The sequence below is a fragment of the Neomegalonema perideroedes DSM 15528 genome (assembly GCF_000374145.1).
Lineage (GTDB): Bacteria > Pseudomonadota > Alphaproteobacteria > Rhodobacterales > Rhodobacteraceae > Neomegalonema > Neomegalonema perideroedes.
The window spans coordinates 1252923-1264402 of record NZ_KB893653.1 but is presented as its reverse complement, the minus strand read 5'-3'; the positions used below and the strand labels follow the sequence as shown (position 1 = coordinate 1264402).

Genomic DNA, 11480 nt, shown 5'->3' with positions numbered 1-11480 from the left:
TCCGGCTGAAACGACAAGGGGCCGCCTCTCGGTTTGAGAGGCGGCCCCGGTCTTTTTCGGTCTCGCTCTTCAGGCGGCGTCCTGCGCCCGGAGGACTTCGGCCCGCATGGCGGCGAGGGCCTCGTCGAAGACCTCCAGCCCCGCGCCGGGCCGGATGGCGGCGCCCTCCGAAAGCCTCTGTCGCCAGAGCCGCGCGCCGGGGCGGCCATGGAACAGGCCGATCATGGCGCGGCAGAGCGTGTTGAGCTTCCAGCCCTCGGCCAGACGCGCCGCCAGATAAGGCCGCATGGCCTCGGCGGCGGCGAAGGGATCGGCGTCGGGGGCTTCCTCGCCGTAGATCCGCCGATCCGCCGAGGCCAGAACCGAGACCGGATCGCGCCATGCGGCCCGCCCGATCATCACGCCGTCGAGCCCTTGCGCAAGCTGGGCCTCGGCCTCGGCGAGGCTGGCGATTCCGCCGTTGAGAATGATCCGCAGATCAGGCCGCGCGGCCTTGACCTCATGGACGAGGGCGTAATCCAGCGGCGGGATCTCGCGGTTTTCTTTGGGCGAGAGCCCTTTCAGCCAGGCTTTGCGGGCGTGGATGATGAAGATTCCGCAGCCCGCCGCCGAAACGCGTTCGATGAAATCCGGCAGGACCTCGCGCGGCTCCTGGTCGTCCACGCCGATGCGGCATTTCACGGTGACCGCCGCCGCCCCGCCGACGGCCTGAATCATGGCGGCGACGCCCTCCGCCACGAGATCGGGGCTGCGCATGAGGCAGGCGCCGAAAGTCCCGGACTGCACGCGGTCCGAGGGACAGCCGACGTTGAGATTGATCTCGTCATAGCCGAATTCCGCGCCGATGCGGGCGGCTTCGGCGAGGCGGATCGGATCGGAGCCGCCGATCTGCAAAGCCAAGGGGCGCTCGATGGGATCATGGCCGAGGAGCTTGTCGCGATCTCCGCGGATCATGGCTTCGGCGACGACCATTTCCGTATAAAGCCGGGTCCGGCGGGAGAGCTGGCGATGGAGGAATCGGCAATGACGGTCCGTCCAATCGAGCATCGGCGCGACGCAGAGGCGATGATTCATATTCTCTGACATCTCGTCCATATCCGCCGCGCTTGCATGAGAATTCCGGCGTCTGAAGCCAACCCCGCGTCAGGCGTGGAGCCGAATTCGGAGAATGATTTTCAGAATTGCGATTCTTCTCTGGAATCGATCCACCGGCAGGGGGGGTGGCGGAGAGAAAGGGATTCGAACCCTTGATACGCTTTTGACGTATACACACTTTCCAGGCGTGCGCCTTCGACCACTCGGCCATCTCTCCATCTTCATCTCCGGCGAGCCGGGCGAAGCGCGCGCACCATATGCCGCGTCGCGCAGAAGCGCAAGGCTCCTCTCGCCTCTTTTTCGCCCTCAAAAGGAGGGTTTCGTCAGCATCAGCCAGATGATCGCCAGAACCGCCCCGAAAGCCGGAAATCCAAAGGCGAACCACACCCGATACAGCCGTCGATATTCCTCCGGAAGCTGCGTCCCGGAATCGCGGGCCGCCTCCGCCAGACGCCGCAGGCGCATCTGAATCCAGACCACCGGCAGCCAGAACATCCCGACGAAGACGTAAAGCCCCAAAGAGGCCAGAATCCAGCCTTCCGTCAGCGGCCATCCGACCTCCCGCGCCAGAAGCCAGCCCGTGATCGGCTGGAGAATCGCCGCCGTCGCGGTGAAGAGCGTGTCCGCCAGCACCACGATCCCCGCCACATGGGCGATCAGCGCCGGATCGCGGCTCTGGTTGGAGACCACCATGAAAAAGGCGATGCCCGCTCCCGTCCCGAGCAAAACGCAGGCTCCGAGCAGATGGGCGAAGAGCAGAATCTCGTAAGTCATCGCTCCTCCAGAAGCGCGGCGGCGATCAGCGCCAGAATCATCGAGGGAAACACTTTCGTCAGCGGCCCCAGAGGATCCGCCCAAAGGCCCGGCGCGAAGAGCGTCGCGCCAAGCAGATAAGCCAGCGAAACCGCGATCATGCCGAAACAAGCCGCCCGCGCCCATGGCCGCCGCAAAATCGCCAGCCCCAGAGCCAGATCCGCCAGAGATCCCGCGCCCACGGCCAAACCCGCCCAACCCGCGCCCATGCCCCGGGAGGTCAGCACCTCGCGGGCGGCTCCGAAGCTGAGGATCCCCATGGCTCCGGAGAAAATCCAAAATCCCGCCAGAACCCCGACGACGACCGGAAACAACCCGTAGAGTCGCGCGAACCAGACCTCTTGAAGGGTGGCGGGCATGCGCGCCAGAGTCGCCTCCAGAGAGCGGCAGGGCGCGCCCCCCGCCTTCTCCCAAGCCTGAGGCGAGCCCGTGACGCCCTGTTCGAGGCTGAGCAGCGCGTTGCGCCGCAAAGGCGAGCGCCAGCCCAGCCAGCCGAGCAGATCCGCGCCCCGGCTCGCCAGACGCAGCAAAGGGCGGGGGACGGGAAGCTCCCGCCGCCAGTCCGGCAGACCCAGCCAGCGCCGAAAGATCCGCGTGGTTTCGGCGAAGCTGCGGGCCTCGGGCTCGGTGATCTCGGCGATGGTCCAGACGGGAATCTCGCCGCGCGCCGCCTGAACCATGGCCTGCGCCAGATCCTCCACCCAGACGGTCTGAATCCGAGCCTCGGGCAGAACCCGGGGATAACCCAAAGGAAAAGCCGCCGCCGCCCGCAAAAGCGCCGTGCCGCCATAGGCCTGAGCCCCGATCACCAGAGTCGGGCGCAAAATCACCCAATCCGCGCCGGAGCCCGCCACCAGCCGGTCGCCGCGCGCCTTGGAGCGAAAAAACTCCGTCGGGGCGGTTTCGGAGACGCCCGCCGCCGAAATCTGAATGAAGCGCGTCCGCGTCCCCTCCAGAGCCTTGAGGATCTCGCCCACCGCCGTCTCATGGATCGCCGTCAGATCGTCGCGGGCGCCGTCCTGAAGGGCGCCGGCGGCGTTCACCGCCACGTCCGCCTCCGCCAAGACCTCGCGCCAGCGCGCGGCGGAGGTCTTGGCGATGTCCAGAAAGACCCAGCTTCCGGCCTGCGCGCCGAGGGGATCCGCGCGTCGCGCCGCCGCCTCCGAGCGCCCGACGCCCGTCACGGAGAATCCCGCCTCGCGCAAAGCCCGCAGACAGGCCGCGCCGATCAATCCGTAAGCTCCGAGAACCACCGCCCTCGCCATGTCGATTCCCTCCGCCGCGCGATTCTGCGGCGCAGAATAGCCCGAAGCTCTTGACGCGCCCTCTCCCGCGAGAGGGTCCGAACCGCCGCCCTCAGATTCCGCTTGCGCGCCGTCGCGGCCCGGCTCATCAGAGCGCGGCTTCCCTCTCTCTTTCGAAAGGTCCGGCGCCATGGAGCCCATGACCGCCTTTCTCGCCTTCTCCGCCGCCGCCTTTCTCATGACGCTCACGCCGGGGCTGGACACCGCCCTCGTGCTGCGGACCGCCGCCGTCGAGGGGCCGCGTCCGGCCATGATGGCGGGGCTCGGGATTTCGCTCGGGGTGTTGTTCTGGGGGATCGCGGCGGCGCTCGGGCTGAGCGCTTTGCTGACCGTCTCGGAGACCGCCTTTCGGGCGCTCCAGATCGCGGGAGCGGGCTATCTTTTTTATCTCGGGCTGAAGATGCTCCGGAGCGCGCTCCTCGGCGGCGGCGGGCAGGCCGCGCCGGAGCAGGCCCATCCGGCGCGCGGAGGCCGGGAATGGCTCCTGCGCGGGCTGACGACCAATCTGCTCAATCCGAAGATCGGCGTGTTCTACATCAGCTTTCTGCCGCAGTTCCTGCCGCCGGGCGTCTCGCCCGGAGCCTTCGGCGCTCTGCTGGCCGGAACGCATGGGCTGATGGGGCTGGTCTGGTTCGCAGCCCTCACGCTGGCGACGCGGCCTCTGGCGCGGATTCTCCGCAAGCCCGCGGTCGCGCGCGGGCTGGACGGCGCCTTAGGTCTGGTCATGCTCGGCTTCGGGCTGCGGCTGATTCAGGAGATCGGGCGGCGCTGAAGCTTCGAGAGCCTTTCCAATCGCGGAAAAGCTCTCATGTTCTTTGTGGTCGCGCTTTCACGACGCGAAGCCGAAAAGGCTTCGCTGGAAAGCGCTCTAGCCTTTCCAGTCCTGAAGGATCATCTCGGCGCCTTTCTCGGCGATCATGATGGTCGGGGAATTGGTGTTGCCCGAGGGAATGCGCGGCATCACCGAGGCGTCGATCACGCGCAGCCCCGCGCAGCCCCGCAGACGCAGGCGCGGATCCACCACGCTCTCCGGATCCGAGCCCATGCGCGCCGTGCCCACCGGATGAAAGATCGTCGTGCCGATGTCGCCCGCCGCGCGCTCCAAGTCGGCGTCGGTTTCATAGGCGGGGCCGGGCTTATATTCCTCGGGTCTGAACTTTGCGAAGGAGGGCTGAGCCGCGATGCGCCGCGTCAGACGGATCGCGCGCGCCGCCGTCTCGCGGTCGCCGGGGGTGGAGAGGTAATTGGGGCGGATCGCCGGAGCCTCGCGGAAATCGGGGCTTTTGAGGTGGATCGAGCCCCGGCTTTCGGGCCGCAGATTGCAGACGCTGGCGGTCATGGCCGGGAAGGCGTGGACCGGCTCGCCGAATTTATCCAGCGAGACCGGCTGCACATGATATTCGAGATCCGCCGTGGCCTTGGAAGGATCGGAGCGGGTGAAGATTCCGAGCTGGCTCGGCGCCATGGACATGGGGCCGCTGCGCTTCAAGGCGTATTCCAGCCCGATGGAGGCTTTGCCCCACAGGGAATTGGCTTTCTCGTTCAGCGTCGGCACGCCGGAGACCTTATAGATCATCCGAAGCTGAAGATGATCCTGAAGATTCTCGCCGAGGCCGGGGACTTCGCGCAGCAGCGGAATCCCCGCCGCCTGCAAAACCTCGCCGCGCCCGATCCCCGAAAGCTCCAGCAGATGCGGCGAGCCCACCGCTCCCGCGCTGAGGATCACCTCTTTGCGGGCCGTGACGCTTTTGACCGCGCCCTCATGCTCGATCTCGACGCCGACGGCGCGGCCCTCCGCGAAGAGCACGCGGCGGGCCTGAGCCTTGGTCAGCACTGTCAGATTGGACCGTTTGCGGGCGGGCTTGAGGAAGGCCCGCGCCGAATTCACCCGAATTCCCGAACGCTGATTCACGTCGAAATAGCCGGAGCCTTCATTGTCGCCGCGATTGAAATCCGGACTGCGGGGGATGCCCGCCTCTTCGGCGGCCTGCTGAAAGGCGTCGAGAACCGCCCAGCGCACGCGGGATTTCTCCACGCGCCATTCGCCGCCCGAACCATGCAGCTCGTCGGCGCCGCGCCAATTGTCTTCGGATTTGCGGAAATAGGGGAGGACGTCCTCCCAAGCCCAACCCTCGCAGCCGAGTTGCCGCCAGAGGTCGTAATCCTGCGCCTGACCGCGCATGTAGATCATGCCGTTGATCGAGGAGCAGCCGCCCAGCACCTTCCCGCGCGGATAATTCAGCGCACGGCCGTTCAACCCCGGCTCGGCTTCGGTTTTAAACAGCCAGTCGGTGCGCGGATTGCCGATGCAATAGAGATAGCCCACCGGGATATAGACCCAGTGATAGGCGTCGCTGCCGCCCGCCTCCAGCAAAAGCACCCGATGGCTCGGATCCGCCGAAAGCCGGTTGGCGAGGAGGCAGCCCGCGCTGCCCGCTCCGACGATGATGAAGTCGTAAGCCTCGGACATGGCCGCCCCCTCCCCTTTCTCATTAGCGCCGCAGATCGAAGCCCAGACGCGCCCCCAGACGCGAGGCGTAGAACTCGCCGACGATCCCGCGCCGGAAGAGCAGCACGCAGATCATGAAGACCGCGCCCGTGATGATCGTCACGGGGAATTGCGAGGTGGCGAAGTAATTTTGCAGCGTCACCACCACCCCCGCCCCGAGGATCGGCCCGATCAAGGTGCCGATGCCGCCGAGCAAGGTCATGAGGATCACCTCGCCCGACATCTGCCAGGTCACGTCCGTCAGAGTGGCGAACTGAAAGACCAAAGCCTTGACGCCCCCCGCCAGACCCGTCAGCGCCGCCGACATCACGAAGGCGATGAGCTTATAGCGCGCCACGTCATAGCCGAGCGAGACGGCGCGCGGCTCGTTCTCGCGGATGGCGCGCAGGATCATGCCGAAAGGCGAATTCACGAAGCGCCAGATGATCAGCAGCCCCAGCACGAAGACCGCCAGCACGAAATAATACATGTTCAGCGAAGGCGCGAGGTCGAAGACCCCGAAGAGCTTGCCGCGCGGCACGCCCTGCAAGCCGTCCTCGCCTTTGGTGAAGGGCGAGCGCAGGCAGATGAAGTAAAACATCTGCGAGAGGGCCAAGGTGATCATGGCGAAGTAAATGCCCTGACGCCGGATCGCCAGAAAGCCGATGATCAGCCCCAAGCCCGCCGCCCCCGCCGCGCCGACCAGAATCGCAAGCTCGGGCGTCAGGCCCCATTCCTTGGCGGCGTGGCCGGTGAAATAGGCGGCGCCTCCGAAGAAGGCCGCATGACCGAAGGATAAAAGCCCCGTATAGCCGAGCAGCAGATTGAAGGCGCAGGCGAAGAGGGCGAAGCACAGGAACTTCATCAGAAAGATCGGATAGGCCCCGAGATAAGGCGCCGCGATCAATCCGAGCAGCCCAAGGCCCAAAAGCCCGATTTTCAGGACCGGATTCACGCCGGGCGTCTCAGGAGCCTCCAGAGGCGGGGAGATCGTCATCTCAGGCGTCCTTTCCGAAGAGTCCGGCGGGCTTGACCAACAGCACCACGGCCATGATCACGAAGATCACGATGTTGGAGGCCTCGGAGTAATAGACCTTGGTCAGAGCCTCCGCGAGGCCGAGCATATAGCCCGTCACGATGGCGCCCATGATCGAGCCCATGCCGCCCACCACCACCACCGCGAAGACCACGATGATGATCTGAGACCCCATCAGCGGCGAGACCTGCTGAATCGGCGCCGCGAGGACTCCGGCGAAGGCCGCCAGCCCCACGCCCAGCGCATAGGTGAAGGTCAAGAGCAAAGGCACGTTGACGCCGAAGGCCTGCACGAGGGTCGGGTTCTCCGTGGCCGCGCGGAGCGTCGCGCCGAGCCGCGTCTTTTCGATCAGAGCCCAGACGCTCAGACACATGATCAGCGAGGCGACGATCACCCAGATGCGGTATTTCGGCAGGCGCATGAATCCGAGGTTGGCCGCGCCCTGAAGATCCGAAGGGGGCGTATAGGGCTTGCCCGCCGCGCCGAAATACCAGCGGAAGACGCCCTCCAGCACCAGCGCCAGACCAAAGGTGAAGAGCAGGCCATAAAGCGGATCGGCCGTATAGAGCCGCCGCAGCATGGTCCTTTCGATCGCCGCGCCGAGCAGTCCGACGATCAGCGGCGTGAGGAGCAAGGCCCACCAATAGCCGACGCCGAAGTGATTCAGCAGCAGCCATGCCGCGAAGGCGCCGAGCATGAATTGCGCGCCATGGGCGAAGTTGATCACCCGCAAAAGTCCGAAGATGACCGCGAGGCCGAGGCTCAGCAGCGCGTAGAAGGAGCCGTTGATCAGCCCGAGCACCAATTGCCCGTAAAGCGCGACGACGGGGACTCCGAAGATGGTCTCCATGTTCAGACTCCCAGCATCTCGTGAAGATCATCCATCCGCGCGGACAACTCGGAGGCGGGAAAGCCCAGAGCGATCCGGCCATGGTCCATCACATAGAACCGATCCGAGACCTTGGCGGCGAAGCGGAAATTCTGCTCCACCAGCACGATGGTCATGCCGCGCGCGCGCAGAGTCCCGAGCGCCTCGCCGATCTTCTGCACGATCACCGGCGCGAGGCCCTCGGTCGGCTCGTCGAGCAGCAGGACGTCGGCGCCGGTGCGCAGAATCCGCGCGATGGCGAGCATCTGCTGCTCGCCGCCCGAAAGCTTGGTTCCGGGACTATTGCGCCGCTCATGGAGATTCGGAAAAAGCGCGAAGATCTCGTCGAGGCTCATGCCGCCCGCCGCCACTTTGGGCGGCAACATCAGATTCTCCGTCACCGTGAGCGTGGCGAAGATCCCCCGCTCCTCCGGCACGAAGCCGAGGCCCTTATGCGCCACCCGATGCAGCGGCGTGCGGATGAGATCCTCGCCTTTGAAGCGGATCGCCCCCGTGCGTTTGCGCACGACGCCCATGATGCTGCGCAGAGTGGTCGTCTTGCCCATGCCGTTGCGGCCGAGGATGGTCACGGTCTCGCCGCGATCCACATGCAGATCCACGCCATGCAGGATATGGCTCTCGCCATACCAAGCCTGAAGATTTTCGAGTTCAAGAACCCGGCTGCTCATGTCAGGCCTCCTCCGAACCCATATAGGCGGCGCGCACCTGCGGATTGCGGCTCACTTCGGCGTAATCGCCGTGAGCCAGAACCTCGCCGCGCTGCAGCACCGTCACCTCATGGCAGAGGTCGGCCACCACCGAGAGATTATGCTCCACCATCAGCACGGCGCGCGTGCGGGCGGCGTCGCGGATGACTCCGGCCACGCGGCGGATGTCCTCCTGACCCATGCCCGCCAGAGGCTCGTCGAGGAGCAGGACCGTCGGCTCGAGCGCCAAGGTCGTGGCGATCTCCAGCAGACGCTTGCGGCCATAGGAGAGATCCGCTGCGAGGCTTCCCGCTTCGCGCTCCAGCCCCACCAGATTCAGAAGCTCCATGGCGCGGGGCGTCAGCACGTCGAGCGCCCCGGTGGAGCGCCAGAACTGCGTCGCCAGCCCCTGCGGCCTTTGCAGAGCCACGCGCAGATTATCCAGCACGCTCAGATGCGGAAACACCGCCGAGATCTGAAAGCTGCGCACGAGGCCCATGCGCGCCACCCGGTCGGGCTTGGCGCGCGTGACGTCCTCGCCCAGCAGCCGGATCTCGCCCGAGCTCGGCTGATGGAACTTCGTCAGCAGATTGAAGACGGTCGTCTTGCCGGCGCCGTTCGGCCCGATCAGCGCATGGATCCGCGCATGCCGGACGTCGAGATCGACGTTGGAGACGGCTTTGAAATCTCCGAAGCTTTTGGTGAGGCCCCGGGCGGTCAGCACCGCCCGAGGCTCTCCCGTCCCTCCGGAAAGGAGGTCGATGGACGTCATGCCCGCTCCCGTCGCAAAAGGCGCAGAGCGCGGATTCACTGAACCAGAGGACAGCCGCTCTTGGCGGGGTCCATGAAGGCCTGATCGCCGGGGATGGTCGCGAGGACGTTGTAGTAATCCCAAGGCTCCGCGCTTTCGGCGGGAGCCTTGACCTGCATCAGATAAACGTCGGTGATCATGCGGCCGTTGGCGGCCACGCGGCCTTCGCGGGCGAAGACGTCGTTCACCGGCATCTCATGCAGCGCCTTGGAGACGGCGTCTCCGTCGTCGGTCCCGGCCTGCCGGATGGCCTTGAGATATTGCGTCACCGCCGAATAGACGCCCGCATGCACCATGTTCGGCATGCGGCCGGTGCGCTCGAAATAGCGGCGGCCGAATTTCTCGCTCTCCTCGTCGCGCTTCCAGTAGAAGGATTCCGTCAGGGTGGTTCCCTGAGCCGCCTCAAGCCCGAGGCCGTGGACCTCCGCCAAGGTGAAGAGCAGCGCCGCGATCTTCTGTCCGCCCTCGACGATTCCGAACTCCGCCGCCTGTTTGATCGAATTGGCGGTGTCGAGTCCGGCGTTGGCGAAGCCCACCACATTGGCGCCCGAGGCCTGAGCCTGAAGCAGGAAGGAGGAGAAATCGGTCGTCGCCAGCGGATGACGCACCGAGCCCACCACCTCGCCGCCCTTCTCCTTGACGAAATTCGCGGTGTTCTCCTCCAGCGAATAGCCGAAGGCGTAATCGGCGGTGACGAAGAACCATTTATCGCCGCCCTGCTCCACCAGAGCGCCGCCGGTGCCCACCGCGAGGGCGTGGGTGTCATAGGCCCAGTGGAAGCCGTAAGGCGAGCATTGCGCGCCGGTCAGCTCGGTGGTGGCGGCGCCGGTGTTGATGGTGATCTTCTTCAGGTCGCGGCTGAGCCCCTGAACCGCCAGACCCACCGAAGAGGACGTCAGCTCCATGATGCTGTCGACCTTGTCGACGTCATACCATTGGCGGGCGATGTTCGAAGCCACGTCCGGCTTATTCTGGTGGTCGGCGGTGACCACCTCGATCTTGGCTCCGGCGACTTCGCCGCCGAAATCCTCCACCGCCATCAGAGCGGCCTCATAGGACCAGCGCCCGCCGAAATCGGCGTAGACGCCCGACTGGTCGTTGAGGATGCCGATCTTGACGACTCCGTCCGAAACCTGCGCCAAAGCCGGACCGGCGCCCATGACGAGAGCCGCCAGAGAGGCGGCGAGAATGCGGTTCATGGAATTCTCCTCCCAAGAGAATATGTCGGGGTTTCTCCCCGTCGGATTTCCGACCGGATTTTCGGTCTGGCTTTTGGGTCGCCGCGTTTCGGATCATTTCCGGAATGCGCGACGTCCTCGCTGGGTTCAAGACTGGCCTTGGAGCCCCGGTTGACGCAAGATCGCATCATTTATATTTTCGCACAAGCTCTGTGCGAATTTGGAGAGGCCGAAAGAGCCATGACCTACGCCGAGGCCTTCGACTGGGACAACCTCCGCTATTTCCTCGCGGTGGCGCGGACGGGCCAGCTTTCCGCCGCCGCAAGGCGTCTGCGCACCAGCCACGCCACGGTGCTGCGGCGCATCGACCGGCTGGAGTTCGGATTGAAAGTCCGGCTCTTCGAGCGCAGCCCGCGCGGCTACGCCCTCACGCCCATGGGACGGCGCTTCCTCGAAACCGCCGAAAGCGTCGAGGCCGAGACCGGCCGCCTTCAGGACGAGATCGCCGAAGGCCGCAGCGCTCAGCGCGGAGTCGTGCGCTTCAGCGCGCCCGAGGGCTTCGCCAATCATTTCTTCGTCGAGCTTCTGCCGGAATTCGCCGCCCGTCTGCCCCATGTGACGCTCGAACTGGTGACGATCCAGCAGATCCTGTCGCTGTCGCGCAAGGAGGCGGATCTCGCCGTGGGTCTGGAGCCGCCCAAGGGCGGGCCTTACCTCGCGGAGAAGCTCTGCGACTATAGCCTGCGCGTCTACGGCTCGCGGCGGAGGCTGGCCGAGGGGCCGCCCATCGCCGACCGCGCCGCGCTGCTGGATCAGCCCTTCGTGGGCTATATCGAGGATATGATCTTCTCGCCGGGGCTGGATTACCTCGGCGACGTGCATAAGGGGCTGAAGGCCCGGTTTCAAAGCTCCAGCCTTTCGGCGCAGCTCGCCGCCGCGCGCTGCGGAATCGGGCTCTGCGTGCTGCCCGACTTCATCGCCGGAGACGATCCGGAGCTGGTCTGCGTGCTCGGCGAGGAGATCATGCTCTCGCGCAGCTACTGGATGGTGCATCACCGCGATCTGCGGGATTCCTCGCGCATCCGGGCGGTCTCCGGCTTCCTCAAGGAGGCCGTGAGCGCCCGGACTTCGCGGTTTCACCGGCTATGACGAAACAGGCGGCGGATCGCTCCGCCGCCCC

Annotated in this window: 11 protein-coding genes and 1 tRNA gene; 2 read left to right on the top strand and 10 right to left on the bottom strand. The window is 65.7% G+C overall.

Annotated elements, in window-relative coordinates; all coding sequences use genetic code 11:
* Positions 1–69 precede the first annotated feature (69 nt).
* The 4 genes from dusA to B161_RS0105975 form a co-directional block, all read right to left on the bottom strand.
* Positions 70–1095, bottom strand: a complete 1026-nt coding sequence (dusA, locus tag B161_RS0105990) for a tRNA dihydrouridine(20/20a) synthase DusA (RefSeq protein WP_018632460.1) — start codon at positions 1093–1095, stop codon at positions 70–72.
* A gap of 126 nt (positions 1096–1221) precedes the next feature.
* A tRNA-Ser gene (locus B161_RS0105985) sits at positions 1222–1312 on the bottom strand.
* Between the two features lie 89 nt (positions 1313–1401).
* Positions 1402–1869 (bottom strand): DUF2269 family protein, encoded by a 468-nt coding sequence (locus tag B161_RS0105980; RefSeq protein ID WP_018632459.1) that lies wholly within the window; start codon positions 1867–1869, stop codon positions 1402–1404.
* Positions 1866–3173, bottom strand: coding sequence for an SDR family oxidoreductase (locus B161_RS0105975; RefSeq protein ID WP_026310225.1), 1308 nt, complete (start codon positions 3171–3173; stop codon positions 1866–1868). The genes B161_RS0105980 and B161_RS0105975 overlap by 4 nt, the downstream gene beginning before the upstream one ends.
* 178 nt (positions 3174–3351) lie before the next feature.
* On the opposite strand from B161_RS0105975, the gene B161_RS0105970 reads away from it, so the two are divergent.
* Positions 3352–3984: a LysE family translocator gene (locus B161_RS0105970; RefSeq protein ID WP_018632457.1), complete on the top strand. Its 633-nt coding sequence runs from the start codon at positions 3352–3354 to the stop codon at positions 3982–3984.
* A 96-nt stretch (positions 3985–4080) separates the two neighbouring features.
* Here B161_RS0105970 and B161_RS0105965 read toward each other — a convergent pair whose 3' ends face one another.
* Genes B161_RS0105965 through B161_RS0105940 form a run of 6 tightly spaced genes read right to left on the bottom strand, consistent with a single transcriptional unit; the run spans position 4081 to position 10321 of the window.
* Complete coding sequence (locus tag B161_RS0105965) at positions 4081–5682, bottom strand: GMC family oxidoreductase (protein ID WP_018632456.1); 1602 nt, start codon at positions 5680–5682, stop codon at positions 4081–4083.
* 22 nt (positions 5683–5704) lie between these two features.
* The gene (locus B161_RS0105960; RefSeq protein ID WP_018632455.1) at positions 5705–6697 is read right to left on the bottom strand and encodes a branched-chain amino acid ABC transporter permease; all 993 of its coding nucleotides are present in this window, start codon (positions 6695–6697) and stop codon (positions 5705–5707) included.
* A gap of 1 nt (position 6698) precedes the next feature.
* The gene (locus B161_RS0105955) at positions 6699–7586 is read right to left on the bottom strand and encodes a branched-chain amino acid ABC transporter permease (protein WP_018632454.1); all 888 of its coding nucleotides are present in this window, start codon (positions 7584–7586) and stop codon (positions 6699–6701) included.
* 2 nt (positions 7587–7588) lie between these two features.
* Complete coding sequence (locus B161_RS0105950; protein ID WP_018632453.1) at positions 7589–8293, bottom strand: ABC transporter ATP-binding protein; 705 nt, start codon at positions 8291–8293, stop codon at positions 7589–7591.
* Position 8294: 1 nt separating this feature from the next.
* Complete coding sequence (locus B161_RS0105945) at positions 8295–9083, bottom strand: ABC transporter ATP-binding protein (RefSeq protein ID WP_018632452.1); 789 nt, start codon at positions 9081–9083, stop codon at positions 8295–8297.
* A gap of 35 nt (positions 9084–9118) precedes the next feature.
* Positions 9119–10321 (bottom strand): ABC transporter substrate-binding protein, encoded by a 1203-nt coding sequence (locus tag B161_RS0105940; protein ID WP_018632451.1) that lies wholly within the window; start codon positions 10319–10321, stop codon positions 9119–9121.
* 219 nt (positions 10322–10540) lie between these two features.
* Here B161_RS0105940 and B161_RS17005 point away from each other — a divergent pair, with 219 nt between their 5' ends.
* A complete protein-coding gene (locus B161_RS17005; protein ID WP_018632450.1) occupies positions 10541–11449 on the top strand; it encodes a LysR family transcriptional regulator in 909 nt (302 codons plus the stop codon).
* The last annotated feature ends 31 nt before the right edge of the window (positions 11450–11480 follow it).

Bases quoted from the DNA above. Each gene is read 5' to 3' on its own strand.
- B161_RS0105960 (WP_018632455.1), bottom strand. From the start codon at position 6,697: ATGACGATCTCCCCGCCTCTGGAGGCTCCTGAGACGCCCGGCGTGAAT.
- B161_RS0105975 (WP_026310225.1), bottom strand. From the start codon at position 3,173: ATGGCGAGGGCGGTGGTTCTCGGAGCTTACGGATTGATCGGCGCGGCC.
- dusA (WP_018632460.1), bottom strand. From the start codon at position 1,095: ATGGACGAGATGTCAGAGAATATGAATCATCGCCTCTGCGTCGCGCCG.
- B161_RS17005 (WP_018632450.1), top strand. From the start codon at position 10,541: ATGACCTACGCCGAGGCCTTCGACTGGGACAACCTCCGCTATTTCCTC.
- B161_RS0105980 (WP_018632459.1), bottom strand. From the start codon at position 1,869: ATGACTTACGAGATTCTGCTCTTCGCCCATCTGCTCGGAGCCTGCGTT.
- B161_RS0105965 (WP_018632456.1), bottom strand. From the start codon at position 5,682: ATGTCCGAGGCTTACGACTTCATCATCGTCGGAGCGGGCAGCGCGGGC.
- B161_RS0105955 (WP_018632454.1), bottom strand. From the start codon at position 7,586: ATGGAGACCATCTTCGGAGTCCCCGTCGTCGCGCTTTACGGGCAATTG.
- B161_RS0105950 (WP_018632453.1), bottom strand. From the start codon at position 8,293: ATGAGCAGCCGGGTTCTTGAACTCGAAAATCTTCAGGCTTGGTATGGC.
- B161_RS0105970 (WP_018632457.1), top strand. From the start codon at position 3,352: ATGACCGCCTTTCTCGCCTTCTCCGCCGCCGCCTTTCTCATGACGCTC.
- B161_RS0105940 (WP_018632451.1), bottom strand. From the start codon at position 10,321: ATGAACCGCATTCTCGCCGCCTCTCTGGCGGCTCTCGTCATGGGCGCC.
- B161_RS0105945 (WP_018632452.1), bottom strand. From the start codon at position 9,083: ATGACGTCCATCGACCTCCTTTCCGGAGGGACGGGAGAGCCTCGGGCG.